The 25634-nt window shown below is 64.3% G+C and carries 24 protein-coding genes; 3 read left to right on the forward strand and 21 right to left on the reverse strand.

The genetic code is table 11. The features are described 5' to 3' along the window. Nucleotides 1-463 precede the first annotated feature (463 nt). Nucleotides 464-2149, forward strand: coding sequence for an electron transfer flavoprotein-ubiquinone oxidoreductase (locus tag KZO25_RS16075; protein WP_223137747.1), 1686 nt, complete (start codon nucleotides 464-466; stop codon nucleotides 2147-2149). 61 nt (nucleotides 2150-2210) lie between these two features. Here KZO25_RS16075 and KZO25_RS16080 read toward each other — a convergent pair whose 3' ends face one another. The 18 genes from KZO25_RS16080 to KZO25_RS16165 form a co-directional block, all read right to left on the reverse strand. Then, a complete protein-coding gene (locus KZO25_RS16080; protein WP_223137748.1) occupies nucleotides 2211-3299 on the reverse strand; it encodes a DegT/DnrJ/EryC1/StrS family aminotransferase in 1089 nt (362 codons plus the stop codon). A gap of 14 nt (nucleotides 3300-3313) precedes the next feature. Then, nucleotides 3314-4291: a Gfo/Idh/MocA family oxidoreductase gene (locus tag KZO25_RS16085; protein WP_223137749.1), complete on the reverse strand. Its 978-nt coding sequence runs from the start codon at nucleotides 4289-4291 to the stop codon at nucleotides 3314-3316. Nucleotides 4292-4383: 92 nt separating this feature from the next. Further along, nucleotides 4384-5205 carry a sulfurtransferase gene (locus KZO25_RS16090; RefSeq protein ID WP_223137750.1) on the reverse strand — a complete coding sequence of 274 codons (822 nt, stop codon included), beginning with the start codon at nucleotides 5203-5205 and terminating at the stop codon, nucleotides 4384-4386. Nucleotides 5206-5272: 67 nt separating this feature from the next. Further along, nucleotides 5273-7489, reverse strand: coding sequence for an ATP-dependent helicase (locus tag KZO25_RS16095; RefSeq protein WP_223137751.1), 2217 nt, complete (start codon nucleotides 7487-7489; stop codon nucleotides 5273-5275). Then, nucleotides 7486-8037: a DUF1285 domain-containing protein gene (locus KZO25_RS16100; RefSeq protein WP_223137752.1), complete on the reverse strand. Its 552-nt coding sequence runs from the start codon at nucleotides 8035-8037 to the stop codon at nucleotides 7486-7488. Before KZO25_RS16100 ends, KZO25_RS16095 begins: the two co-directional genes overlap by 4 nt. 26 nt (nucleotides 8038-8063) lie before the next feature. Continuing rightward, nucleotides 8064-8909: a TatD family hydrolase gene (locus KZO25_RS16105; protein WP_223137753.1), complete on the reverse strand. Its 846-nt coding sequence runs from the start codon at nucleotides 8907-8909 to the stop codon at nucleotides 8064-8066. Nucleotides 8910-8984: 75 nt separating this feature from the next. Beyond that, entirely contained in the window at nucleotides 8985-9320 is a 336-nt protein-coding gene (locus tag KZO25_RS16110) for a PilZ domain-containing protein (RefSeq protein ID WP_066448748.1), read from the reverse strand. 25 nt (nucleotides 9321-9345) lie between these two features. Beyond that, nucleotides 9346-10362 (reverse strand): DNA polymerase III subunit delta', encoded by a 1017-nt coding sequence (locus KZO25_RS16115; RefSeq protein ID WP_223137754.1) that lies wholly within the window; start codon nucleotides 10360-10362, stop codon nucleotides 9346-9348. Then, nucleotides 10353-11159 (reverse strand): dTMP kinase, encoded by an 807-nt coding sequence (gene tmk / locus KZO25_RS16120; protein WP_223137755.1) that lies wholly within the window; start codon nucleotides 11157-11159, stop codon nucleotides 10353-10355. The genes KZO25_RS16115 and tmk overlap by 10 nt, the downstream gene beginning before the upstream one ends. Before the next feature lie 11 nt (nucleotides 11160-11170). Continuing rightward, on the reverse strand, nucleotides 11171-12175 hold the full coding sequence (gene mltG, locus KZO25_RS16125) for an endolytic transglycosylase MltG (RefSeq protein WP_223137756.1): 1005 nt from the start codon (nucleotides 12173-12175) through the stop codon (nucleotides 11171-11173). Between the two features lie 13 nt (nucleotides 12176-12188). Further along, the gene (gene pabC, locus KZO25_RS16130; RefSeq protein ID WP_223137757.1) at nucleotides 12189-13016 is read right to left on the reverse strand and encodes an aminodeoxychorismate lyase; all 828 of its coding nucleotides are present in this window, start codon (nucleotides 13014-13016) and stop codon (nucleotides 12189-12191) included. Beyond that, the gene (fabF, locus tag KZO25_RS16135; protein ID WP_410505415.1) at nucleotides 13016-14254 is read right to left on the reverse strand and encodes a beta-ketoacyl-ACP synthase II; all 1239 of its coding nucleotides are present in this window, start codon (nucleotides 14252-14254) and stop codon (nucleotides 13016-13018) included. Before fabF ends, pabC begins: the two co-directional genes overlap by 1 nt. Before the next feature lie 195 nt (nucleotides 14255-14449). Next, a complete protein-coding gene (gene acpP, locus KZO25_RS16140) occupies nucleotides 14450-14683 on the reverse strand; it encodes an acyl carrier protein (RefSeq protein ID WP_008956801.1) in 234 nt (77 codons plus the stop codon). Between the two features lie 123 nt (nucleotides 14684-14806). After that, nucleotides 14807-15550 (reverse strand): 3-oxoacyl-ACP reductase FabG, encoded by a 744-nt coding sequence (gene fabG / locus KZO25_RS16145; RefSeq protein WP_223137758.1) that lies wholly within the window; start codon nucleotides 15548-15550, stop codon nucleotides 14807-14809. Nucleotides 15551-15626: 76 nt separating this feature from the next. Then, nucleotides 15627-16580, reverse strand: a complete 954-nt coding sequence (gene fabD, locus KZO25_RS16150) for an ACP S-malonyltransferase (RefSeq protein ID WP_223137759.1) — start codon at nucleotides 16578-16580, stop codon at nucleotides 15627-15629. A gap of 18 nt (nucleotides 16581-16598) precedes the next feature. Then, entirely contained in the window at nucleotides 16599-17624 is a 1026-nt protein-coding gene (gene plsX / locus KZO25_RS16155) for a phosphate acyltransferase PlsX (protein ID WP_066452246.1), read from the reverse strand. 35 nt (nucleotides 17625-17659) lie between these two features. Continuing rightward, complete coding sequence (gene rpmF, locus KZO25_RS16160) at nucleotides 17660-17830, reverse strand: 50S ribosomal protein L32 (RefSeq protein WP_066446316.1); 171 nt, start codon at nucleotides 17828-17830, stop codon at nucleotides 17660-17662. A 32-nt stretch (nucleotides 17831-17862) separates the two neighbouring features. Beyond that, a complete protein-coding gene (locus tag KZO25_RS16165) occupies nucleotides 17863-18390 on the reverse strand; it encodes a YceD family protein (RefSeq protein WP_223137760.1) in 528 nt (175 codons plus the stop codon). A 267-nt stretch (nucleotides 18391-18657) separates the two neighbouring features. Here KZO25_RS16165 and KZO25_RS16170 point away from each other — a divergent pair, with 267 nt between their 5' ends. Beyond that, nucleotides 18658-19242, forward strand: a complete 585-nt coding sequence (locus tag KZO25_RS16170; RefSeq protein WP_066446312.1) for a Maf family protein — start codon at nucleotides 18658-18660, stop codon at nucleotides 19240-19242. A gap of 168 nt (nucleotides 19243-19410) precedes the next feature. Here KZO25_RS16170 and sppA read toward each other — a convergent pair whose 3' ends face one another. From sppA to KZO25_RS16185, 3 genes are read right to left on the reverse strand one after another with little or no spacing between them, the layout of a single operon-like run. Continuing rightward, nucleotides 19411-20514 (reverse strand): signal peptide peptidase SppA, encoded by a 1104-nt coding sequence (gene sppA / locus KZO25_RS16175; RefSeq protein ID WP_223137761.1) that lies wholly within the window; start codon nucleotides 20512-20514, stop codon nucleotides 19411-19413. Nucleotides 20515-20536: 22 nt separating this feature from the next. After that, nucleotides 20537-21187, reverse strand: a complete 651-nt coding sequence (locus KZO25_RS16180) for an HAD family hydrolase (RefSeq protein ID WP_223137762.1) — start codon at nucleotides 21185-21187, stop codon at nucleotides 20537-20539. 36 nt (nucleotides 21188-21223) lie between these two features. Then, nucleotides 21224-22171, reverse strand: a complete 948-nt coding sequence (locus KZO25_RS16185; protein WP_066446305.1) for an RluA family pseudouridine synthase — start codon at nucleotides 22169-22171, stop codon at nucleotides 21224-21226. 731 nt (nucleotides 22172-22902) lie between these two features. Here KZO25_RS16185 and rne point away from each other — a divergent pair. Further along, nucleotides 22903-25634, forward strand: a 2732-nt coding sequence (rne, locus tag KZO25_RS16190; protein ID WP_223137763.1) for a ribonuclease E, incomplete at its 3' end; no start/stop codon positions are given.

Consider the following 25634-nt stretch of genomic DNA (forward strand, 5'->3'; position numbering starts at 1 on the left):
TGACGCGGATCTTGACGTTGTAGTCGATGACGCGTTTGACCGCGACGAGTACTTTCATGGTGTCCTCGCTTGGTTCGCTCTGTGAACCATCTGGTTAGGGACTCGCTGATCTACCCGGTTGGAACCGAAGCTACCAGCGCTTCCTATGTCAGCTAGGCCAGCCGTTGGGCCACGAACCGGCTGACATGCCTCTGTGTCCATGCGCTGCCCATGCGTTTCATGCAAGCGTTTGATAGGCACCGCACCGAAAAACCTTCCCAATGTGCCACAGGCGCACCCATGGCAACAATCCCTTCCACGGCCAGACCTTGGTCAGCCAATTGACACATTGCCCATCGTAGGGGTGTCCTGAGTCGTCTATTATGCCTATCATGGAGAATATCGAGAAGCAAACGACCGTTTTAATGACTATCGACGTTAGTGGTAGACCGTAACCGACGGCGAATGAGTGAGGAGCGACCGGATGTCAGAGCAAGTAGAGCGGGATTCGATGGAGTTCGATGTGGTCATCGTCGGCGCCGGGCCTTCGGGCCTGGCGGCGGCCTGCCGCCTGATGCAGCAGGCCAATGAAGCAGAGCAGGAACTGACGGTGTGCGTCGTGGAGAAAGGCTCCGAGGTGGGGGCGCACATCCTCTCGGGCGCCGTCTTCGAACCCCGTGCCCTGGCCGAACTCTTTCCCGACTGGGAAGAGCGCGGCGCCCCGCTCACCACGCCGGCCATTCGCGACGAGCTCTACCTGCTCAAGGATGCCGAGAAGGCCCAGAAGCTGCCCAACGCCCTGGTACCCAAGAGCATGCACAATACCGGCGGCCAGAACCACGGTGGAGGGTCAGCCCGCTACGTGATCAGCGCCGGCAACCTCTGCCGCTGGCTGGCCGAGCAGGCGGAAGGACTCGGCGTGGAGGTCTTCCCCGGTTTCGCTGCCCAGGACGTGATCCAGGACGAAAATGGCACGGTCCGGGGCATCCTGATCGGCGACATGGGCATTGCGGCAGATGGCACGCCAAAGGACAGCCATATGCCGGGCATGGAGCTGCTGGCCAAGTACACCCTGTTTGCCGAAGGCTCCCGTGGCCATCTGGGCAAGCGGCTGATCGAACAGTTCAAGCTGGATGAGGGGCGTGACCCGCAGCACTACGGTATCGGCCTCAAGGAGCTGTGGGACATACCCGCCGAGAAACACGAACCGGGCCTGGTGCTGCACGGCTCCGGCTGGCCGCTGGCCAAGGATACCCACGGCGGCTGGTTCCTCTATCACGCCGAAAACCAGCAGGTGGTGGTCGGCCTGATCATGGACCTTTCCTACCAGAACCCCTGGCTGTCGCCCTTCGACGAATTCCAGCGGATGAAACACCATCCGGTACTCAAGCAGCACCTGGATGGCGGCAAGCGCATCGCCTACGGTGCTCGCGCCATTACCAAGGGCGGCCTGAACTGCCTGCCGAAGATGACCTTCCCGGGTGGCCTGCTGATCGGTTGTGACGCCGGCACCCTCAACTTCGCCAAGATCAAGGGACTTCACACTGCCATGAAGTCGGGCCTGGTGGCGGCCGAGGCGGTCTTCGAGGCGATAGCGGGAGGTGATGAGGGTGGCCAGGAACTTACCGCCTTTACCGAAAAATGGGAGCAAAGCTGGGCCTATGCTGAACTCAAGGAAAGCGCCAGCTTCGGCCCGGCGATCCACAAGTACGGCACCGTGGGCGGTGGCGCCTACAACTTCATCAATCAGCTGCTAGGCGGCAAGCTGCCCAACGTCCATGACACCACGCCGGACCATGCGGCACTCAAGCCAGCCAGCGAGTTCGAGAAGATCGACTACCCCAAGCCGGACGGCAAGCTCTCCTTCGACAAGCTCTCCTCGGTGTTCCTGTCGAATACCAACCACGAGGAGGACCAGCCCTGTCACCTGAGACTCGCCGATCCGGAGCTACCGATCCGCGAGAACCTGCCCAAGTACGCCGAGCCGGCTCAGCGCTACTGTCCGGCGGGTGTCTATGAGGTGATCGAAGGCGACGACGGCAAGCCGCAGTTCCAGATCAACTTCCAGAACTGCGTGCACTGCAAGACCTGCGACATCAAGGACCCGGCCCAGAACATCACCTGGGTGGCACCGGAGGGCGGCGGCGGCCCCAACTATCCCAACATGTAGTCGTATCAAAGGATAAAGGGCGTGCCAGGTGGCACGCCCTTTTCGTTGGCGCCGATAGGCCTCAGCCCAACGCCTTTAACAGCACCTCGACTACCCGCCGCTGCTGCTCGGCCTGAAGATAGGGATGCATCGGCAGGCTAAGTATCTCCCAGCATACCGCCTCGGTAACTGGCAAGCGACGGTCAGGATCAGCAACGGCAGGCTGGAGATTGAGCGGAACCGGGTAGTGTACGGCGGTCGGCACGCCGGCATCGGCCAGCGTCGCCTGCACCTCATCACGACGCGGTACGCGGATACTGTACTGGGCATGCACGCTGGTATTACCTGCTGCCAAGGTCGGCGCCGTGACGACACCGGACTCGCCCAACAACCTGTCATAGCGCTCGGCTGCCTGCTGCCTCAGCACCAGCTCTTCGTCAAAGATATCGAGCTTTGCCAGCAGTATGGCAGCCTGAAGCGTATCGAGCCGACTGTTCATGCCCACTCGGGTATGGTGGTAACGCCGGGCCTCACCATGTCGGGCCACGAGGCGAGCTGCCTCTGCCAGGGCATCGTCGTCGGTGAACAGGGCACCACCGTCACCGTAGGCACCGAGTGGCTTGCTGGGAAAGAAGCTGGTGCATGCGATGCGTGACAGGCCGCAGGAACGACGCCCATGGCGGGTGGCGCCGAAGCTTTGCGCGGCATCCTCCACCACATATAGCCCATGGCGCTGCGCCAGCGCTTCGATCGACTCCATGTCGGCGCACTGGCCAAACATCGAGACCGGCATGATGGCACGGGTTCGCGGTGTGATGGCCGCCTCGACCCGAGCGGGATCGAGCAGGTAGGTATGCGGGTCGATGTCCACATAGACCGGCCTGGCACCAGCAAGCACAACGCTTTCGGCACTGGAGATGAAGGTAAAACCGGGCACGATCACCTCATCGCCCGGGCCGATATCGAGGGCCATCAGCGCGATCTGCAGTGCATCGGTGCCATTGGCGCAGCCGATGCAGTGAGAGACGCCTACATAGTCGGCCAGGCGGCGCTCCAGCTCGGCCACTTCTGGCCCCAGCACATAGCGGCCGTGAGCCAGGACTTCCTGAATGGCGGCGTCCAACCGGGGCTTGATACGCGCCTGCTGCGCGGCAAGATCAATGAAGTTCACTCGACCTCCTCCGCTCAATCCTGGGTGGGGACATCGCCAGCACGAGCCGAGGCGATACGGGACAGCTGGGGGTGGGCCTCTTCTGCTCGCGGCGCCTCCGGGCTCGCCTGGCCCAGTTGATAGACAGTCTCGAGGCAATGTCGCACGGTCTCGATCCCAAAGCCGCGCCCGGCGAGAATCTCGCGATAGCTGACGGTGTGCAGATCGGTAAAACCGCTGGAAAACTCGAACTCTTCGCCGTCGCAGGTAATGCTGCGATAGGTCGAGTGCTGGCCACGTACGCGCTCGGGCAGATCCTCGGCGTCGATGGAGAGGAACCAGCGCACCTTCGCTTTCTCGTATTCGAGAAAGCCGGCAGCCTTGTGCTCGTCATGGTAGTGCAGCACCATGCGCTTCAACTCGCCGAAGATCACGTGCAGCATGTCGAAGAAGTGGATGCCGATCTCTGCCATCACGCCGAAAGACTTGCGCGGATCGCCCTTCCAACTGGCCAGGTACCAAGGACCGCGAGCGGTGATATAGGTCAGTTCGACGTCGTACTGACCAACGCGCTGCTCTGCCATTACCTTGTCCCGCAATTCATGGATGGCCGGATGGTGGCGCAGCTGCATGATGCTGTAGACCCGTTGCCCGGTCTCTTCTTCGATGCAACGCAGCTCATCAAGCTGGGCCGGCGTCGATACCAGGGGCTTCTCGCAGATCACGTCGCAGCCAAGATGCAGCCCAGCCGAGATATGGGCGCTATGAAAGTGGTTGGGGGAGCAGACCACCCAGTAATCGATAGCTTTGTTACCTTGCCGCTTCAGCCGCCAGGCATGTTCGAGGAAATATTCGAACTGGGTAAAGAACGAGCAGTTTGTCGATATCGAATCGATGATGCCCACCGAGTCATTGATGTCGTAGGCTGCCACAAGGTCATGGCCCGTCTCCTTGATGGCCTGCATATGACGAGGCGCGATATAACCGGCCGCACCAATAAGCGTAAAATTCATGTGATATCCCCCGGATTCCCATGCATGTCGATTCCTTGAAGCCCAACGACCGACGCTACCGCCTGCATGGCGAGCAATACAAGATGCATCAATTAGCCACGCACTAACGGCCTGGACGGATCACGAATCCAGTCGCTCCATGACCCCCCATACAGCCGGGGCAAGGGGCGACCGGCAATCGCATAGGCCAGGATATTGTGGCAGGCGGTCACGCCAGAACCACAGTAGGCGACAACGGCATCGGCACGGGGAAGTTCGGCATCGAGCGTATCAGCTGCCTTGAAGCGGCCTGCTTCAGTCAGATTGGCAGCACTGGGCCGACAAACTGCACCGGGTATATGCCCCGCTACCGGATCGATGGGCTCAGCCTCGCCGCGAAAGCGCTCCAGGCTGCGCGCATCGACTTTGAGGCTTTGTGTCGCAAGCACCTCATCGGCATCGATAGTCGCGCCTTCATTGAACGTTGGCTGCCATTGGCTCGAGGCGGGCTGTGAATCCTGTCCCAGAACGAGCTCACCGCCCACTTCCTGCCACGCACGCAACCCACCATCGAGCACGTACACATCGGGATGGCCGGCCCAGCAGAACAGCATCCACCAGGCCCGGGCTGCCGCCAGCTGCCCGCCCATGTCATCGACCACGACCACCGGCGTGCCGGGAACGATACCAAGGCGCTGCACCACGGCGGTGAAGGCATCGGGGGTCGGCAAGGGGTGGCGCCCACCCTCCCCTGGCGGCCCGGCGAGATCGCGGTCCAGATCGAGATGTTGACTAGTGGGAATATGCCCGGCCTCCCATAGGCGCCGCCCAGCGCCCGGCTCTCCCAGGCGGGCACGACAGTCGAGCACGAGTGGCGACTTCCCCGCCTCGAGTGATTCGGCAAGCTCCGCAGCGGATATCAGCACACGGCTCATGTTCGGCTCCTTGTCTTGAGGGTCTCTCTTGAGGGTATCTCACGTAGTTCGATCTCGAGAGACGATATCAGAGGGGCGAAGCCGCCAGATGCGCGGACAGCATCTCGATCGGGGCACGCCGCGCCAGCAAGCGGCGCCGCCCCGCCTGGGCAAAGCGCACTTCGATGACCGGGTCGGCCGGGTCGCCCTCCACCACGGCAATCTCGCCTTCACCAAAGACCGCATGCCGCAGCCACTGCCCCGGCTGGAACTCGCCTGCCCAATAGCCGGCCTGCGCTTCGGCCAGGACCGAGTCGGCCAGCGGCCGAAGCGGCACCTCATGGCCCAGCGTCTCGAGATAGCGGGCCACCAGCGCTGGCGAGGTGACGGCCAGCGGAGAGTCGTCGTCGCTGTCGGCGCCCTCCAGGCGAGCAGCCACCCGCGTACAATCCTGCCAGGCCATCTCGGCGAGGAACCGACTCGGGCGATGCGCTCCCCCATCATGCAGCATGAGCAGCCGCTCCCGGGCGCGGGTAATGGCCACATAGAAGAGCCGCCGCTCCTCTTCCAGCCGCTCCGGGGTCAGCGGGTTGTCGCGGCTGTAATGGGGAAAATCCTCCTCATTGGCCCCGGCCAGGACCACGAGCGGCCACTCCAGCCCCTTGGCGCCGTGTACCGTAGTGATCAAGACGCCGTCGGCGTGGTTCTCCACCGGCCGCTCCAGCAATTCGATGAAGGCATCGATCTCTTTCACCTCACCGGCCTGTTCCACCAGCACATCGAGTAGCCGGACGTCCTCCTCGCCCTTCTCTCGGCGTGCGGCGGCGCGCTTGAGCACCTTCTCGGCGTCGAGACTCTCCACCACATGGGCCAGCAGGCGAGCGGGGGGCCAGAGGCCCAGGCGCGGCAGTTCGCAGAGCAGGGCCCAGCGCCGCTTGAGGTTACGCCGCTGTATCGGCTTGAGACTGGCCAGCAGCGGATCGTGTCGGTCGGGAAAGGTCTGCGTCTCCGCCAGTCGGCTGGCCAACGCCGACAGGCGCTCCCGGGCCACGAAAGGGGTCGGCTGCTCCAATAGCCGGCGCACCAGTTCGGGGTCCTGCAGCAAGGCGGCATTCCTCGCCACCCGCAGGTAGCCGGACAGGGCCTGCACCAGCGGCAGCCGGAACACGAAGCGATCCTCGCGGGAGAGCCGAAAGGGAATGCCCGCCTGGAGCAGCCGCAGCTGGAAAGGCACCGACAGCGCCCAGCTGCGCACCAGCAGGCAAGCCTCGTCGAGACGACGCCCCTCACCCTGCCAGGCGGCGAGCGCCTGGGGCAATGCCTCCCTGCCCTGATCGACGGCCAGGGTAGTGCGTGGGTTCTCCGGTGCGGCAAGGCAGAGCTGGTCGGGCCTGCGACGGTTGGCGGCGATGGCGTGGTTGGCCGTCAGCGCCAACGCATGACCGTGGCGGAAGGTGGTGGAAAGGGGGTAGTCGATGGCCGCGCCGAAGGTGGCGGTGAAGTGTTCGCGCATGGCGTCGGGATGGGCGCCACGCCACTCGTAGATGCACTGGTTCGCATCGCCCACGGCCATGACGTCGGCTTCAGCTCCGGCCAGGGTGGCCAGCAGGCGCAGCTGCGCCTGGTTGATGTCCTGATACTCATCGATGATGACGTGGTCGAGGTAGCCCTGGACACGCTTCGCCAGCTGCGGGTCGGCCTCCAGTGCGCGCAGCGGCCGGTAGAGCAGGTCGGAAAAGGTCATCAATCCGTGTTCGGCCAGCAGTTGCTCGAGGCGCTGGAAGGCTTCCACGAAGTGTCGCGTCTCGTCACCGAAGTCGAGGCGCTCATAGAGGGCCGCCGGCGCCAACATCTCGGCCTTCACCAGGCCACAGAAGTGGGCAAGCGCCTCGAGGGTATCCGCCTCCAGGGCCGTCTCGCGCTGCGTCGGGTCCTCCAGCACTTCCAGGGTCGCCTGGCGCAGCAGGCGCTCCACTTGCCAGTCGGCGGAAAGCAGGCGACGCTCAGGCAGCACACCCCAGCGAGCCAGACTACCGGTCAGCCGGTGGCCAAGGGCGTGAAAGGTGCGCACATCGGGCAGCCGCTGGCCCCGGGGGGCCATGGTCGCCAGACGCTGCTGGAAGTCCTCCCGGGCCGAGCGATTGAACATCAGCACCAGGATACGGTTGGCAGGCACGCCACTGGCCAGCAGATGCAGCACCCGCGCCACCAGCGTGGTGGTCTTCCCGGCCCCGGCCACGGCGGCGACCCGGGCATGCCCGGCGCCATGGGTGACCACGGCGTGCTGCTCCGCGGTGAGTCTCACGAAGGGTCGTCCGGCAGTTCGCCCAGCGGTTGCCAGACACCGCTGCTGGAAAGCCCCAGCTCGATCCGGCCAGTATCGGTGGTGCGCTGCTCGGCGTCCTCCACCAGGCGATAGAACACGTTGCGACCCAGCCTGGCCGAGAGGCCGAAGCGCACCGCGACTTCGGGCACCGCCACCCCGTCGGGGGTATCGCTTACCGTCAGGCGGTGCGCCTCACCCAGGCACAGCCGGTCGCCGACGTTGGTGGTCAGCCACCAGTCCTTCCCTTCCCGCTCGGCATCGACGATCACGAAGGGGCGGTCCTCCACCTGAATGCGCTGCTTCTCGACCGGGGTCACCAGGTAATGGTGGCCATCCTGCTCACGCCGCAGCAGGGTCGACAGCAGCCTGACCAGGCGCGGACGCCCAATCACCGTACCTTCATGAATCCAGCGTCCGTCGGCAACGATCCTCAGGTCCATTTCGCCGACTTGCTGCGGATGCCAACGGTCCACGGGCGGTATCTGTCCGACGGGCTCGACATGCTCGAGTAGCGGCTCCAGGTTCATCTTTCACCTCCGTCACTGACACCAGTCTATACCAAGCCGGCATTGGCCAGGGCGTCGCGAATCTCTGCGGGCGCCTCCGGCGCGGCCGCTCGAAACAGCCGGTAGAAATTCGCGGTGGTCTGCATGGCGACCTCCTCGATACTGATGCCCCGCTCCCGCGCGATGCACTCGGCCACCTCGACCACCCAGGCCGGCTCGTTGGGCCTGCCCCGGTGAGGCACCGGCGCCAGGTAGGGGCTATCCGTCTCGATCAGCAGCCGGTCCAGCGGCACCCGACGAGCCACGTCGCGAATCGACTCGGCGTTGCGGAAGGTGACGATACCCGAAAGCGAGATCGAAAAGCCGTGACGCACGGCCTCCCGGGCCATGTCCAGGTCTTCGGTAAAGCAGTGCAGGACGCCACCGACAGCCGGGTCGGTATGCTCGCGAATCAGCGACAGGGTCTCCTCCCGGGCTTCCCGGGTATGCACGATGACCGGCAGCTCCAGTTCGGTGGCGGCGATCAGGTGGCGACGAAAGCGCTCCAGTTGCACCTCTCTCGGCGGCACGCTGTCGGGGGCCTTGTCGAGATAGTGATAATCGAGCCCGCACTCACCGATGGCCACGGCGCCATACCGGTCGGCACAGGCCTTGATCGCTTCGACGTCGGGCTCGTCATCCACCCGATGCAGCGGATGGACGCCGGCGGAGATCACCACGTCGGCGTGCTCGCGGCTGATCCTGGCGAGCTCGGGCACCGCTTCCAGCGTCACCGCAATGGCCAGGAACTGGCGAACGTCACGGGCGCGGGCGGCATCCAGGGTTGCAGCGAGGTCGCCGCTGTGTGTCTGGGGGTCTAGGCGGTCGAGATGGCAATGGGAATCGACGAACATGCGAAGAACGACTCATCAGGTGAGGGGCGGGGATATAGCGGCAGGCGCTACCGCTCAATGGTTAGGCGCTAGCGCTTAGAGGGTATAGGTCGGCGCGCCCTTGTCCAACTGGCCGGCCAGCAGGGTTTCGATCCGATCCCGTACTGGCTGATCCTCGGGGCTGAAGTGAATGCCGATACCCGGCACCCGACGTCCAGCCACGCCATCCGGCGAGACCCAGACGACCTGGCCGGTCACCGGCATACGCTCACTGTCGCCGGGCAGGGTCAACAGCAGGTAGACCTCCTGGCCCAGCTCGTAGCGCTCGCGAGTGGGCACGAAGATACCGCCCCGCTCAAGCAGCGGCATGTAGGCGGAAAGCAGGGTCTGCGTGTCCTGAATGGTCAGCGACAGGGCTTTCTGTGGTGACATGCGATCTCCTCCCTTTACCCCTGTATCAGGAACGCAACAGGGCCGACCAGCGTACCAGCCAGGCCTCGAGAACCAGCTGAGGGTTAGGATTGCCGCCCACAGCCAGCAGGCGTCGCTGTTCTCGAGCATAGTCCAGTAGCCGGAACCAGTCGCGAACCCGGGCGTTCTTGACCGCTTGCCGGTAGAGCGGCAGCAGGTCGGGATTGCGGATCCGGGCCGCATCTCCGGAAAGCCCCAAACGAATCAGATCCTCGAGCCAGGCAATACCGTACCACAGGATGGACTCGGTGGATTGCCGATCCAGGCGTGCGGCCTCGGCCACCGGCTCGGCACCACGCACCAGCGCATCGAAGGTTTCATGTAACTGCTGCCGCAGAGCTCGTGCGGAGGGTGCCGCCAGCTCGAAGGCCAGCAGCGGCAGCCCACCGGAAACCTGCCACCAGAAGGCGGCCTCCTCCGTGCCGCCCAGCTGTTCGGCCAGCCATGCCTGGCTCTGTTCCGCCTCGGGCACCGGCAGGCTCCAGTGCTGACAGCGAGAGCGGATAGTGGCGAGCAGCCGCGAGGGTACGTCGGCGAGCAGAATGAACTGGGTCCGCTGCCCCGGTTCCTCCAGACTCTTGAGCAGGGCATTGGAGGCCGCCACATTCATCGCCTCGGCCGGGCTGAGCACGATGACGCGATGGCCGCCCTGCTGGGCCGTCTGGGCGACGAAGGCGTTGACCTCGCGAATGGGGTCGATGCGGATCTGTCGCTTGCCCTCCTCCGGCGAGACACGCAGCAGGTCGGGATGATAGCCCGCGGCCAGCATATGACAGCCGTGGCAATGGCCACAGGCGGCCTCTCCCGGCGTGACGCAGAGCAGGCGGGCGATCAGCGCCTCGGCAAACTGCTGCTTGCCGACCCCACGGGGGCCGGACAGCAGCAGCGCATGAGGCAGGCGCCCGCTCTGATACTGCGACAGGAACCGCCGCCACCGCTCGCTCTGCCAGGGCAGCGGCTGGGCAATCCCTTCACCCTGCTCCGTCCCGAGCTCTATAGCCATGGCGTCACCCGGGCATCCAGGCAGGCGGCGAGGCGAGCCTGTACTACCTCCAGGGGCGCATCGGCATCGACGACCGCCATGCGTTCCGGTGCGCTGGAGGCGCGTTCCAGATAGGCGCTACGCACCGCTTCGAAAAAATCGCTGCGCTCCTGCTCGAAGCGATCCCGCGCCTCGCCGTTGGCGCTCAGACGCCCCTGCAGGCGTCGCTGAGCCGAGGCCACCGGCATGTCGAGCAGCAGCGTCAGGTCGGGCTGAAGATCGCGCTGGACGAACCGCTCGAGTTCGGCAATGCGCAAAGCAGGGATGCCGCGCCCACCGCCTTGATAGGCAAAGGTGGCATCGGTGAAACGGTCGCACAGGACCCAGGCACCCCGCTCGAGCGCCGGGCGAATCTGCTGCGCCAGGTGCTGGGCGCGAGCGGCGAAGACCAGCAGCAGTTCGGCATCCACATCGAGGGGTTCGTCGCCGGAAGGGTCCAGAAGCAGTTCACGTATGGCCTCGGCCCGCGGGGTACCGCCCGGCTCGCGGGTACGAACCACCTCGACGCCCCGTGCCGTCAGCCACTGGGCCACCCAGGCGAGATTGGTCGACTTGCCGACTCCTTCACCACCTTCAAGGGTGATAAAGCGCCCTTTTCCTTGATTGCCATTCCGCTCGGAACTTTCCCGGGGACAGGCCTTCGAGGAGGCGCTGTGAATACCTCCCTGTACGCTACCGACACCATCCCTGGCGTAGGACCTCCTCTCAGGCCTGTCCCCGGCGTCTCTCGCTGGCTGCTCGGGGTCTTTATGGTACATACCTCCTCCCGTCAGCGATTGCGGATATACCGATTCACGGCATTGTTGTGTTCGCGCAGGGTGCGCGAGAAGTGGTGTGTTCCATCGCCACGGGAGACGAAGTAGAACGTATCGCCGGGCAGCGGGTCCACCGCCGCCTCCAGCGAGGCACGGCCCGGCATGGCGATTGGGGTGGGCGGCATACCGTCGATGACATAGGTGTTGTAGGGAGTGGCCTCGCGCAGGTCGGCCCGGGTGATGCGTCCCTCGTAGCGCTCTCCCATCCCGTAGATCACCGTCGGGTCGGTCTGCAGGCGCATCCCAGTCTCCATGCGCCGCTTGAAGACCCCGGCAATCTCGCGCCGCTCTTCCGGCGCACCGGTTTCACGTTCGATCAGCGAAGCCATGATCAATGCCTCATAGGGCGTTTCGATGGTCAAGTCGTCGCTACGCCCTTCCCACACCTCATCGAGGACCCGCTCCATGCGCACCATCGCCTGGCGCAGGATATCCACGTCACTCATGCCCTTGTGGTAACGATAGGTATCGGGAAAAAACCAGCCCTCGGGAAAGCGGCCTTCGCGGTCGAGCAGGGCCATCACCTCCTCGTCGGAGAGCCCTTCGGTACGGTTCTCGAGCTTGGGCGCCGCATCAAGATGAGCGCGCATCTGTCGGAAGGTCCAGCCTTCGGGAATCGTCAACGGATAGGTCACCACCCGGTCGCTGCCCAGCAGCTCGATCAGGTCGCGCCCGCTCATGCCCGGCTCGAGCATATACTCCCCGGCACGCAACCGCGGAATCGTCTCGGGTTCCAGACGTGTCAGCAAGCGGAAGGCCCAGACGTCCTCGATCACGCCACGTTCCGCCAGATCCGCTACCGCTCGATTGAACCCCGCCCCCCGCGGCACCTCGTAGAGGGTCTCCTCCTCCACCGCAATGGGTGCCTCGAGCCGGCTTTCCCAATAGCGATAACCGGCAAACGCCGCCACGCCGGCCACGATCACCAGTACCGCCAGAAACTTGACTAGACGCAACATGCGAAATCCTCGTTCACTCTGCAAAACCCACCGGATAGCCCAGCAGGTCGTGTGCCACGGCCTGGAAGTGTCGATGGGCATGGCCTATCGGCCAGGTCGCCAAACTGCCACCCTCGGCGTCATCGAGCCGCGCCAAAGGCCAGACTCCCTGCACCGAATTGACCAGCCAGACCGCCTCGGCACCGGCCAGAACGTCCGGCGTCGCCTTGACTTCGCTGACCGCGAGATGCGCCAGCAGTTCGGCTCGCAGGGTGCCCGCCACGCCGCAATCGTCCAGCAGCGGCGTCTCAAGGCGCCCCTCACGCTGCCAGAACAGGTTCATGCATGTCGCCTCGACCAGCCAGCCGTCGCTGTTGCACAGCACACCTTCCGCCAGGTCGGGATCCGACCATTCCGCCCGCGCCAGCACGTTCTCGAGCCGATTGAGATGCTTCAGTCCGGCCAGTAGCGGTTGAATGCCAAGCCTGAGCCGACAATGCCGGACTCGCACCCCATCCCGCCAGCGCAATGGCTGCGGTGAAAAGGCCATCACTTGCCAGCGCAGGCGGGGCAAAGAGGAGGCCGGCGGCAGGTAGCCCCGCCCACCGCTTCCCCGAGTCAGTATCAACTTGAGGATCCGGAGACCCGGCCCGGCCTGGCCTGGCAGGCGATCCAGCTCGTCTCGCGACGGCAGCGGAATGCCCAGCACCTGGCAGCCGCGGGCCAGGCGAGTCATGTGCTGGTCCCACAGCAACGGCTGGCCGTCACGAACCAGCACCGTCTCGAAAAGACCGTCGCCATAGGCCAGGCCACGATCGTCCAACGGCACCCACTGATGCTCAGGCGCCTGGGGCACGCTCATCACACCTTGGAAAACACAAGGGTGCCATTGGTGCCGCCGAAGCCGAAGGAATTGGACAGCGCCACGTCGATCTTCATTTTTCGGGCGGTATGCGGCACGTAGTCCAGGTCGCAACCCTCCTGGGGGTTGTCGAGATTGATGGTCGGGGGTGCCACCTGATCGCGGATGGCGAGTATGCTGAATACCGCCTCAACGGCGCCAGCGGCACCCAGCAGATGACCGATCATCGACTTGGTGGAACTGACCGCCACCGAATTCGCCCCACTGCCCATGACCTTCTTCACGGCCCGGGTCTCGGCCAGGTCGCCGGCCGGGGTCGACGTGCCGTGGGCGTTGATGTAGTCGACCTCGGTGGGGTCGATTCCCGCATCGCGTATGGCATTGCGCATGGAGAGCGCCGCGCCACTGCCGTCTTCCGGCGGGGCCGTCATATGGAAGGCGTCGTCGCTCATGCCGAACCCGGTCAGCTCGGCATAGATCTTCGCCCCGCGTGCCTTGGCGTGCTCGTACTCCTCGAGCACCAGGATGCCGGCGCCATCGGAGAGGACGAACCCGTCGCGGTCGCGGTCCCAGGGGCGACTGGCTGCCGTGGGATCGTCGTTGCGATTCGACAGCGCCCGGGCAGCAGAGAAACCACCGAGGCCCAGCGGCGTGGTCGCCATCTCGGCGCCACCACAGATCATCACGTCGGCATCGCCATAGACAATGGTTCGTGCGCTGTAGCCGATATTGTGGGTCCCGGTAGTACAGGCAGTGGTGATGGCGATGTTGGGACCACGAAAACCGTGCTGGATAGCCAGATTGCCGGAGATCATGTTGATGATGGAGCCCGGCACGAAGAACGGGGAGATACGGCGCGCGCCGCCCTTGTTCATCGCATTGTGGTTATGCTCGATCATCGGCAACCCACCAATGCCGGAGCCAACTGCCACCCCGATGCGTTCGGCATTCTCCTCGGTACACTCGATACCGGCATCGGCAATGGCCTGAGCACCTGCTGCTATCCCGTACTGGATGAACAGGTCCATCTTCCGGGCTTCCTTGGGGTTGAGGTAGGGACTGATGTCAAAATTCTTCACCGACCCACCGAACCGGGTATTGAAGCTGCTGGCATCGAAATGATCGATAGGGGCGATGCCGCTCTTGCCGGCCAGGATGTTCCCCCAGCTCTCATCCACGGTGTTGCCCAACGGTGTCACCAGACCGAGTCCGGTCACCACAACTCTACGAGCCATCAGTATTCCTCCCGACATCCTTGATGACACGACCCGTCCTCAGGGCCGTCAGTGGGCGCATTATACCCAACATGCCCCCTCCTTGGGCAGCAAACAACCCGCCCCCAATATAGCGAAAGCCGCCCTGGCCATCAGGACGGCTTTCGAGGGTCGCTCTAAGGGACCCATATACCTCAGCAAGCGGTTACGACCGCGCCCTTACTGGTGGGCGTTGACGTAATCGATAGCTTCCTGAACGGTGGTGATCTTCTCGGCTTCCTCATCGGGAATTTCGGTATCGAATTCCTCTTCGAGCGCCATGACCAGCTCGACGGTGTCCAGGGAATCAGCGCCCAGGTCTTCGGTGAAGGAGGAGCTGTTCTGGATGTCCTCTTCCTTGACGTTCAGGCGCTCGGCCACAACCTTCTTCACGCGCTCTTCGATGGTGCTCATTATGACGTACTCCAGTCGTTCAAGTTAGCCGTTCAGATGACCAGCCGGTTGGTCCACAACCTCAAGTTGCGGGGTAGTTTATAGACGCCCCCCCGTCGGCGCAACCGCCGACCAGCGAGAGCCTCAACGCATATTCATGCCACCGTTGACCTGCAGGGTCTCGCCGGTGATGTAGCCCGCACTCTCGCCGGTCAGGAAGCCGACGGCTGCGGCAATCTCTGCGGGCTCACCGAGCCGCGACAGAGGAATCTGATTGAGCAGCATCTTGTGCTGCTCCTCGGGCAGGCTCTGGGTCATGTCAGTGGCGATGAAGCCAGGCGCCACCGCATTGACGGTGATCGCCCGTGACGCCACTTCGCGTGCCAGCGCACGGGTGAAGCCTTCCATGCCTGCCTTGGCGGCAGCATAGTTGGTCTGTCCCAGATTGCCCATGGTCGCCACCACGGAGCTGATACTGACGATCCTGCCGAAGCGAGCCCGGGTCATGCCGCGCAGGCAGGCCTTGGTGACCCGATAGACGGACTTGAGATTGGTGTCGAGCACCGAATCCCACTCGTCTTCCTTCATCCGCATCAGCAGATTGTCACGCGTGATGCCGGCGTTGTTGACCAGGATGGTGGGGGCACCAAACTCCTCGGTGATCGACTTGACCAGGGCGTCAACACTGCCCTGATCGGTCACGTCCAATGCCCGACCTGCGCCTTCGATGCCGCTGGCACGAAGATCCTCGTCGATCTTCGCCGCACCGGCTTCGGTCGTGGCCGTGCCGATAACGATCCGTCCCTGTCGACCCAGCTCATGGGCGATGGCCCGTCCAATGCCGCGACTGGCCCCTGTCACCAGGGCGATTCTACGTTCGCTCGTCATAGCGGTTCCCGATTAGAATGCTGTTTGAATCCATAGGGCAACAATCACCCCACTGACTTGTCCCGTCCCAACGGTATCACTGCGAAGCAGACTCGCGTGCCAGCTCCAGTGCGGCTATCAGGCTGTCGGGATCATTGACCGCCAAGCCCTTGCTACCTTTGGCAATACGCTTGCCAAGACCGGTCAGCACCTTGCCCGGCCCGCACTCGATGAACACCTCGGCGCCACCCGCCACCATGGCGTCGACGCAGGAAGTCCAGCGTACCGGCTGATAGAGCTGCTCTACCAGGCGCGTGCGCAGCGTCTCGACATCCGCATGCGCCTGAGCATCGACGTTCTGATAGACGGTATAGCGCGGCGCACGCATGTCGATTTCCGCCATGGCGGCCTTGAGTTCCTCGGCCGCCGGACGCATCAGTGCGCAATGCGACGGCACCGAGACCGGCAGCGGCATGGCGCGCTTGGCACCCGCAGCCTGGCACAGCACGATGGCCCGCTCGACCGCCGCCTTGCTGCCGGCAATCACGACCTGTCCCGGCGCATTGTAGTTCACGGCCGCAACCACATCATTCTGCTCGGCTTCGGCACAGGCCTTTTCAACGGTAGCCTCGTCGAGGCCAAGAATGGCCGCCATGCCTCCCTGGCCAGCCGGCACGGCTCGCTGCATTGCTTCACCACGCAGCTTGACCAGGCGAACCCCATCGGCGAAGCCGATGACCCCGGCACAGACCATGGCGCTGTACTCGCCCAGGCTATGCCCCGCCATGGCCCCCGGCCGCGGCCCTTCCAGCTCCTGCCAGACGCGCCAGATGGCGACACTGGCGGTCAACAGGGCAGGCTGGGTGCAGGCAGTAGCGTTGAGTGCCTCCTCGGGGCCCTCCTGTACCACCTTCCACAGGTCGTAGCCTAACGCATCGGCCGCCTCCTCGAAGGTAGTGCGGACGACGCTATAGCGTTCGGCAAGCTCACGCAGCATGCCAACCTGCTGGGAGCCTTGGCCGGGAAATACGAGGGCAAAAGGTTGCGTCATGTCGTTTCACCTATGCTCTTATTGAGTCCGTTCATGCCGGCTGCCAAGCTCAAGAGCCAGCTGAGAGGGAAGACCTCGACTGACTTCTTGTACCGCTCGCAGCACGGCATAGGAGAAGCCAGTGGCATCGGCGCCGCCATGGCTCTTGATCACGATCCCGTCGAGTCCCAGCAGGCTGGCACCGTTATAGCGAACCGGATCCAGGTCATTCTTCAATCGCCGCAGCGCCGGCCGGGCCAGCAACCCCACCAGACGGCTACCCCAATGCGCCTCGAAGGTCGACTGCACACGCTCGATCAGCATCCGTGCCAGACCTTCGCTTGCCTTGAGCACCGCATTGCCGACGAAGCCGTCGCAGACGACCACATCGGCTGCCCCGGCGAAGATGCCATCACCCTCGACGAAGCCGCAATAGTTCAATGATGGCATGCCACTGAGGTAAGCATCCGCCTCGCGCACGCTGGCACTGCCCTTGGTGCCCTCACTGCCCACATTCAGCAGCGCCACCCTGGGCGATGCCAGGCCGTCGATATGTCGCGCCATGACGCTGCCCATGCGAGCGAAGTCCACGAGCCGTTCGGCGGTGACATCGACATTGGCCCCCAGGTCCAGCAGGTAGCAGCGCCCCTCGCCCCGAGTGGGAATCGCCGTACTGATGGCCGGTCGCGGAATGTCCGCCACCGTCCCCAACTCGCGCCGGGACAACGCCATGAGAGCCCCGGTATTACCCGAACTGATGCCTGCCAAAGCACCGCCACGCGACAGATGCGCCAGCATGCAAGCCATGCTTGTGCCGCCACCGCGACGCAATGCATCGGTGGGACGCTGGTCCTGGCGGATAACATCGGAGGCGTGATGAATAGACAAATGCGAACCAGCCGCGGCGAGGTGCCGCGGCAGGCTCTCTAGCTCGGATTCCAGCAGATCGCGAGGGCCAAACAGGTCGATCGACAGGCCTGGCCGAGCCAGCACCGCCGCAGCCGATCCCTGAACGGCAGAGGCTGGGCCCGAATCTCCCCCCATCGCATCGACGGCGACCCGCACGCTCAACGGCCGAGCATCACTGTCAAGCTGTCGACTCAGGCGTCGATGATCTTGCGGCCACGGTAGAAACCGTCGGGAGCGATGTGGTGACGCAGATGAGTGGTGCCGGTTTCCTTGTCCTGAGACAGGGTCGGGCCGCTCAGCGCATCGTGGCTACGACGCATGCCGCGCTTGGAACGGGTCTTACGGTTCTGTTGAACTGCCATGGGAAATCACTCCAGAGTGAATCGACAATGAATCAGGGTTTTCCCTTGAGGCGGCGCAGCACCTCAAAGGGATTCGCGGGAGTCGGCTCGGACGATTCGGCCTCCTCCCCGCTACTCAGCTGGTCGCGCGAGACCCGACACAGGGCCTCATCGTGGTAAACCACCTGGGGCAGGCTGAGAATGAGTTCGTCCTCAACCATCTCCAGCAGGTTCAGCTGTTCGTTTTCCACCAGCACCGGCTCGTGGGTGCTCGGCAGCTCTGCCGCCAGCGCGTCGCTCGTAACCATGCCCAGCAGGAATTCGCTTTCGACATGCTGTGACAGCGGCTCGAGGCAGCGACGACAAGGCAGCTGCAGCTCGGCCTCCAGGTGGCCGTGAATCACGCGGCGCCCCTGGGGGTCGATGGCAAAGTCGAGCCAAACCTGGCAGTCGCCCGCCTGCGCACCCACCTGCTCGGCGAGACGCTCGAACTGGTCGAGCGCCACCAGGCCTTCGAGGCGTTCGGCGCGGGCGGCGAGCTTGTAGGGCTCGACCCTATTGGGAAGTCGTGAGGTCAACATAGGCGCGCAATGATAGGCACTCCCCAGCCCCCTGTCAAAGACGCCTTCGCGTCGGGTTACAATGGTGTCGTTCCAGGGAGGCGCTGAACAAATCGCCGAGCCAGTTCAAGCGCAAGGCGCACGGAGCACAAGAACCGGAGCATATGCGGTATATGTGAGGATTCTGAGCACCGCGCAACGCAGCGATTCGCTCGCGCAGGCATTTGTGCGGCGTTTCCCCAGGCCGTCGATGCACCGCATGCGGCCCCACTCTTTCAGGAGACGTCAATGTCACGACTCGTACTCGCCTCAAGCTCACCCTGGCGCCGCCAACTGCTCGAGCGCCTGGGGCTGCCGTTCGACTGGGCGAGCCCCGATATCGACGAAACGCCGCGCCCCGGCGAGCCCCCCGAAGCGTTGGTACACCGCCTCTCACTGGCCAAGGCCGCCAGCGTGGCCGAGGGTTACCCCGACCACCTGGTCATCGGCTCGGACCAGGTGGCGGTCTTCGACGGTGGCATCCTCGGCAAGCCCGGCGACGCCGCCACCGCGCGCGCACAGCTGGCGCGGTTCTCCGGGCATCGCGTGCGCTTTCTCACCGGCCTGGCACTGATCGACAGCCGCGCAGCACGTCACTGGGTCTGCCACGAGTGCTACGACGTCGTGTTTCGTCAGCTCAGCGACGCCGAGATTTCCCGCTACGTGGAGCGAGAGCAGCCGCTGGACAGCGCCGGGAGCTTCCGCATGGAGGGGCTGGGCATCGCCCTGTTCGAGAAACTCGAGGGCGATGACCCCAACACTCTGGTCGGCCTGCCACTGATCCGCCTCTGTGCCCTGCTGCGCGAGGCGGGACTGGATCCCTTAGCCTACTAAAGCCGCGGCTTCTCCGGCGACAGGCCTGCGCGGAGGCGCTGTGAACCCATCCCTGGGCGCTACATTCTTCATCCTTGAAGAATGACCTCCGCTCCGCCCTGCCCCCGGCGCCGAGGCACCTGTCGATACCCGGCACCGACATGCAAAGCGGGGGCCTCCAGCTTCGAACTACGGTAGCTGGTAGCGTACCGGCGACTGGCTAGACGGCACGCCTGCCCACTCGGCGGCGACGCGACCGAACTGGCGGGATAGGCGCTCGAACGGGTCGAGACGAGGCGTATAGTCATGGATGCGCAGCTCGTCGAACAGCTCATGGGACAGGGCATCCAGGCTGCTGATGCCGTCGACGAGCCCCAGCTCCAGCGCCTGCTCCCCGTTCCAGATCAGCCCGCTGAAGAGCCTGTCGTCATCGGCCAATCGATCACCGCGACCGGCCTGGACAGCATCGATGAACTGCCGGTGCGTGGTATCCATGACCGACTGCCAGAAGTCACGCTCTTCGGGAGCCACCGGCGAGAAGGGATCAAGGAAGCCCTTGTTCTCGCCACTGACATAGATGCGGCGCTCGATACCCAGATGCTCGATGGCCTCCTCGAAGCCGAAGCTGGCGAATATCACTCCGATCGACCCCACCAGGCTGGCCGGCGCCGCCACGATCTCGTCGGCCGCAGCGGCAATATAGTAGGCGCCGCTGGCGCCGATATCCTCGATCACGGCGATGATCGGCTTGTCGCCTTGTTCGCGCAGCCGGAGGATCTCGTTGAAGACGCGCTGAGACTGAACGGGACTGCCGCCAGGACTATCGATATGCAGCACGACCGCAGCGGCACTCTCCGCCTCCCAGGCCCGATTGAGCCCCCTGATGATGCGCTCGGCGCTGGCCGGCGACTCGCTGTCGATGACACCGTGAACCTTGACCACGCCCAGGTGCTGCCGCTCGGGCTCACGCGCACCCGGGTCAATGAAGAGGCTGTAGAGCGTCGCCGACAGCGACGCCAGTATCAGCGCGGCGAAAAAGAAGCGAAAGAAAAGCTTCCAGCGCCGGGTGCGACGCTGCTCCACCAGCACGCCACCGATCCACCGATCCAGCATCTCCTGCTGAGCCAGCCGCTGACGCTCACGCAGGACCTCGGCACTCTCCGGTGGCGGGGGCGGCGCGGCGGCCTGCGCCTCCCTCTCCCGCCGCGCCTCCTCGGGGCTCAACTCGGGCCCCTGGGTCCAGCGATCCTCCTGCCCCGCTTCCCGCTCGTCGTCCCGCTTGTCATCACTCATGGATCGCGTTCCTTACAGCCGGTTATCGATTCAACCAGTCAAACAGCTCCGGCACCGCCTCAGCAGTGAACACGGGGCGGCTGGCCGCCAGTCGCTCGGGAGCATGCACCCCCCAGGTCACGGCGATCCGGTCCATGCCCAGCGCCCGAGCCATCTCCAGATCATATTCAGTGTCGCCAATCATCACCGCCTCCTCGACATCGACGCCCAGCTCGATCAGGAGTTCCTCCAGCATCTGCGGGTGCGGCTTGGAGCGCGTCTCGTCGGCGGTACGGCTGGCATGGAACCAGTCGCCGCTTCCGCTCTCGCGGAAGATGCGATCCAGGCCGCGCCGGCTCTTGCCGGTCGCTACCGCCAGGCGACGCTCGCTGATGCCACGCAGGCCCGTAACACCCGCCTCGACCCCGGGAAAGAAGCGCATTGGCGTGGTATCGCCCTGGACGAAATGGAAGGAGTAGCGACTGCGCAGCAGCTCCGACCGCTCGGGATCGATCCCGGGACAGAGCTTGTCGATGGCCTCGGGCAACCCCAGACCGATGATGTCGCGTATCGCATCGTCGGTCAGTTCGCCCCAGCCCGCATCCCTGGATGCCGCCTGCATGCAGGCGACGATACGGGCGGCAGAATCCATCAGGGTACCGTCCCAGTCGAATATCACCAGTCGATAACGCATCGAGACTCCGGTTCAGGAGGTGGAAGAGAGCAGGGGTCAGGTCAACTTGCGGGCACGCTGCAACACGGCTTCCAGGTCGTCGGGGAGCGGCGCCCTTATCTGCACCGGCCTGCCGCTGGTCGGCTCGGGAAAGGTCAACGACGCCGCATGCAGGAAAAGGCGCGACAAGCCCAGCTTGCGTGCCAGCACTTCACCCTCCCGGGTGCCATATTTATCATCGCCCAGCAGCGGGAAGCCGGCATGGGCCGCATGCACGCGAATCTGATGGGTACGGCCGGTTACCGGCTCCGCCTCGATCAGGGTCGCCCTGGGGAAGGCCTCGCGCACGCCGAAGCGCGTGCGCGACACCTTGCCAGCAGCATCGACCCTAACCCGGCGCTCGCCGTTACCGGCATCGAAGCGCTCCAGGCGGGCGCTGATGAACTCACGCTTCTCGGGCCAGCGCCCTGCCACCAGGGCGAGATACTGCTTGTCCATCTTGTGCTGCTTGAGGGCATCGTTGAGGGCCAGCAGCGCCGGGCGCGACTTGGCCAGCAGCAGGCAGCCGGATGTGTCCCGGTCCAGCCGATGTACGAGTTCCAGAAAGTCGAGATCCTCGCGCACCTGGCGCAGCGCCTCGATCAGGCCGATCTTCACGCCACTGCCTCCGTGCACAGCCAGCCCAGCCGGCTTGTTGATCACCAGCCAGTCACGCCCCTCCACCAGCACGCTTCCCGCCAGCAGGTTGCGCAGGCTGTCGCTGACCTCCCTCACCGCCTCACGGGGCGTCATCCGCAGCGGCGGGATACGCACCAGATCGCCCATCACCAGGCGGTAATCGACCTTGACCCGCTTCTTGTTGACCCGCACCTCGCCCTTGCGCACGATGCGATAGACAAGGGGACGCGGCACGCCCTTGAGGCGCGTCATCAGGAAGTTGTCGATTCGCTGGCCGACCTGGCCCTCGCCCACTTCCACCCACTGTACGTCGCGCCCTTCGGTCATGACACTCCCGCTCGAAACCTGTTGTGAGCCGGCATTCTAGCCTACTCGGCCACTCGCTGCGCCAATTGCCGCATATTACCATTGCTGCTATATTGCCAGCTCGCTCGGATGGATCCCTTCGGTCCCATAAGCGCCTGCCCGACAGACACGCAGGCCGGAGCGACGAAATCAGGCCGCGACGACCCGCTGACTCGGTCCCGCCGCCGACGAGTGACCCAGTGTTACCGATACGACAGCAAGACACCTAGATGTAACGAAGAAAGCAGTAACGAAGACAGCAGTAACGACATCAATAGAAAGCAAGACGTAGCGAAGGCCCACGTCATGAGGAAAAGTGACACACGACGAGAGTCGCACGGCTGAGCGCTACGGATACACCGCTATCGATGGATAGCGACAAACAAGCAGTTACGCCACGCCCGGATCCCGGCCCGCCATTTTGGCGGGCGGTGGCCACGGGAATCGTTCAACATCGTGCCGGTGGCCGGCGTTGGCGAATCGATGAATGCCAGGTGTCTGGCGGTGACCGCAGGGCCGGATGGGAATAGCCCACCGAGACATGTCCTGCCTCCGCCGAGTACTCAACATGATCATGTCGTGCTGGACCCACCGTGGGTACCGGTACGATCGGGCGCCACTGTGCATCCGCGACATGCGCTGAGCACGAGCACGCAGCACCCAGAGGTTCGCCTTCTTCGATGCCCACCGGTGCGTCCAGTTTGCGAGACACTATGAAACGGATGCTCATCAATGCGACCCAGCCTGAAGAACTGCGGGTTGCTCTGGTCGATGGACAACGCCTTTACGACCTGGACATCGAATCCGGTGCCAGGGAACAGAAAAAAGCCAACATCTACCGCGGCAAGATCACCCGCGTAGAGCCTTCCCTCGAAGCCGCCTTCGTCGACTTCGGTGCCGATCGCCATGGCTTCCTTCCCCTCAAGGAGATTTCCCGCGAGTATTTCCTGAAGGAAACTTCGGGACGCCCCAGCATCAAGGAGGTGCTCAAGGAGGGACAGGAAGTCATCGTTCAGGTGGACAAAGAGGAGCGCGGCAACAAGGGCGCTGCACTTACCACCTTTATCAGTCTGGCCGGCCGCTTCCTGGTACTGATGCCCAACAACCCCCGTGCCGGCGGCATCTCGCGCCGCATCGAGGGTGACGAGCGCAGCCAGCTCAAGGAGGCCATGGGCGAGCTCACCGTACCCGACAAGATGGGCGTGATCGTGCGTACCGCCGGCATTGGTCGCAGTGCCGAAGAGCTCCAGTGGGACCTCGACTACCTGGTCCAGGTGTGGGAGTCGATCACCGAGGAAGCCGTCAAGCGACCGGCTCCATTCCTGATCTATCGCGAATCCAATGTCATTATCCGCGCCATGCGCGATTACCTGCGCCAGGATATCGGCGAGGTGCTCATCGACAGCCCGGTCGTGCATCAGGAAGCGCTGACCTTCATCCGCCAGGTGATGCCCTCCTACCAGCAGAAGATCAAGCTCTACGCCGATGAGGTTCCGCTGTTCTCGCGCTTCCAGATCGAATCGCAGATCGAGACCGCCTACGAGCGTGAAGTGAAGCTGCCCTCCGGCGGGTCCATCGTCATCGACCACACCGAGGCGCTGGTCTCCATCGATATCAACTCGGCTCGCGCCACCCGTGGCAGCGATATCGAAGAAACCGCCCTGCAGACCAACTCCGAGGCCGCCGACGAGATCGCCCGCCAGCTGCGTCTACGCGATATCGGCGGCCTGGTGGTGATCGATTTCATCGACATGAGCCCCGCGCGTAACCAGCGGGAAGTCGAGAACCGCATGCGCGATGCGCTCAAGCTGGACCGCGCCCGGGTGCAGATCGGCCGCATCTCGCGCTTCGGCCTGATGGAAATGTCTCGCCAGCGTCTGCGCCCTTCCCTGGGTGAAACCAGCGGTGTCGTCTGCCCCCGCTGTAACGGCCAGGGCACCATCCGTGACGTGCGCTCCCTGTCGCTATCCATCATGCGCCTTATCGAAGAAGAGGCCATGAAGGAGCGCAGCGCACAGATCCGCGCCATCCTGCCGGTGCCGGTTGCGACCTACCTGCTCAACGAGAAGCGCGCCGTGCTGGCCGATATCGAGGCCCGCCAGGACGTGCGTGTACTCGTGCTGCCCAACCCGGACATGGACACGCCCCACTACGACGTTCAGCGCCTGCGCGATGACCACGTCGAGGAGGATGGCGAGCAGGAGAAGTCCAGCTTCGAGCTCTCGGTCGACACCGAAGTCGGCAAGGAGCCGGACGCCAGCATCGCCAAGCCGGTGTTGCGTACCGAAGCGGCGGTGAAGACGGTCATCCATAACGAGCCGGCGCCCGCATCGCTCCAGCATCAGCAACAACAGCCGCAGCAGAGCGCCAGCGAACCGGCGACACCGGCACTACCTAGCAGCCCCGGGGTGCTCGGCCGCCTGGTGAAGGGCATGGCCAAGTGGCTGGGAACCACTGACAGCGCCGAGGCCGAAAGCCAAACGCCCCGCAAGCCTGCCGCAGCCGAGCCGCAGTCCCGCAGCGACGACCGTAATGGCCGTGGCCGCCAGCGCCGGCCGCGTGGCGAAGGGCGTGACGATGCTCGCGCTCAGCGCAGCCAGGGTCGCCAGCAGGAAGGCGGACGCGGCGATCGCCAGGCCAATGAGCGTCAAGCCAGTGATCGTCAACAAGCCAGCGAGCGTCAAGAAAGCCAAGCCGGTTCAGGGCGTGGCGACACGCGGGGCAATCGTGGCGGTCGTGGCCAAGGCCGGCAGGAGAGGTCTCAACAGCAGGATCGTCAGGAGAAGCCTCAGCCGCAGGAGGAAAGCCGGCAACCCTCGCGCGGCCGTGACGACTCGGCCCGTCGTCAGAAGCCGGATAGCGCCGAGAAGCCGCAGGAAAAGGTAGCGGCGAAGTCTGCCGAGAGTGCGAAGCTCGATGAAAGCACCAAGGTGGATGATGGCAAGCCGAAGCGGACACGTAACAACCCGCGCAATCGCACACGCAAGCATGCCATTAATCCCCAGGCAGAAGCCGAGCAGAAGCGCCTGCAGGCCGAAGCCGCGGATACCGCCCAGGCCCAGCCCGAGTCGCCCGAGCCGGTAGAGACAGCGGCCGATAAGCCCAAACCGGCAGAGAAAGCGGCCGACGCGCCCAAGGCAGAAACCAAGCCCGAGCAGCCCAAGCCAGAGGCAGCCAAGTCGGCGGAGCAAGCGGCAGACGCATCCAAGGCGGAAGCCAAGCCCGAGCAGCCGAAAGCCGAGCAGGCCAAGCCAGAGGTGCCCAAGTCGGCAGAGCAAGCGGCCGACGCGCCCAAGGCGGAAGCCAAGCCCGAGCAGCCGAAGGCCGAGCAGCCCAAGCCAGAGGCGCCCAAGCCGGCAGAGAAAGCGGCCGACGCGCCCAAGGCGGAAGCCAAGCCCGAGCAGCCGAAGGCCGAGCAGCCCAAGCCAGAGACGCCCAAGCCGGC

Origin of the sequence: Halomonas sp. ANAO-440 (assembly GCF_019915905.1) — a bacterium.
Classification (GTDB): domain Bacteria; phylum Pseudomonadota; class Gammaproteobacteria; order Pseudomonadales; family Halomonadaceae; genus Halomonas; species Halomonas chromatireducens.

Bases quoted from the DNA above. Each gene is read 5' to 3' on its own strand.
- fabG (WP_223137758.1), bottom strand. From the start codon at position 15,550: ATGACGAGCGAACGTAGAATCGCCCTGGTGACAGGGGCCAGTCGCGGC.
- KZO25_RS16170 (WP_066446312.1), top strand. From the start codon at position 18,658: ATGTCACGACTCGTACTCGCCTCAAGCTCACCCTGGCGCCGCCAACTG.
- acpP (WP_008956801.1), bottom strand. From the start codon at position 14,683: ATGAGCACCATCGAAGAGCGCGTGAAGAAGGTTGTGGCCGAGCGCCTG.
- KZO25_RS16075 (WP_223137747.1), top strand. From the start codon at position 464: ATGTCAGAGCAAGTAGAGCGGGATTCGATGGAGTTCGATGTGGTCATC.
- KZO25_RS16105 (WP_223137753.1), bottom strand. From the start codon at position 8,909: ATGTTCGTCGATTCCCATTGCCATCTCGACCGCCTAGACCCCCAGACA.
- KZO25_RS16180 (WP_223137762.1), bottom strand. From the start codon at position 21,187: ATGCGTTATCGACTGGTGATATTCGACTGGGACGGTACCCTGATGGAT.
- rpmF (WP_066446316.1), bottom strand. From the start codon at position 17,830: ATGGCAGTTCAACAGAACCGTAAGACCCGTTCCAAGCGCGGCATGCGT.
- tmk (WP_223137755.1), bottom strand. From the start codon at position 11,159: ATGTACCATAAAGACCCCGAGCAGCCAGCGAGAGACGCCGGGGACAGG.
- sppA (WP_223137761.1), bottom strand. From the start codon at position 20,514: ATGAGTGATGACAAGCGGGACGACGAGCGGGAAGCGGGGCAGGAGGAT.
- mltG (WP_223137756.1), bottom strand. From the start codon at position 12,175: ATGTTGCGTCTAGTCAAGTTTCTGGCGGTACTGGTGATCGTGGCCGGC.
- KZO25_RS16165 (WP_223137760.1), bottom strand. From the start codon at position 18,390: ATGTTGACCTCACGACTTCCCAATAGGGTCGAGCCCTACAAGCTCGCC.
- KZO25_RS16100 (WP_223137752.1), bottom strand. From the start codon at position 8,037: ATGAACCTGGAGCCGCTACTCGAGCATGTCGAGCCCGTCGGACAGATA.
- KZO25_RS16185 (WP_066446305.1), bottom strand. From the start codon at position 22,171: ATGACCGAAGGGCGCGACGTACAGTGGGTGGAAGTGGGCGAGGGCCAG.
- KZO25_RS16110 (WP_066448748.1), bottom strand. From the start codon at position 9,320: ATGTCACCACAGAAAGCCCTGTCGCTGACCATTCAGGACACGCAGACC.
- fabD (WP_223137759.1), bottom strand. From the start codon at position 16,580: ATGACGCAACCTTTTGCCCTCGTATTTCCCGGCCAAGGCTCCCAGCAG.
- KZO25_RS16085 (WP_223137749.1), bottom strand. From the start codon at position 4,291: ATGAATTTTACGCTTATTGGTGCGGCCGGTTATATCGCGCCTCGTCAT.
- pabC (WP_223137757.1), bottom strand. From the start codon at position 13,016: ATGAGCGTGCCCCAGGCGCCTGAGCATCAGTGGGTGCCGTTGGACGAT.
- KZO25_RS16115 (WP_223137754.1), bottom strand. From the start codon at position 10,362: ATGGCTATAGAGCTCGGGACGGAGCAGGGTGAAGGGATTGCCCAGCCG.
- KZO25_RS16090 (WP_223137750.1), bottom strand. From the start codon at position 5,205: ATGAGCCGTGTGCTGATATCCGCTGCGGAGCTTGCCGAATCACTCGAG.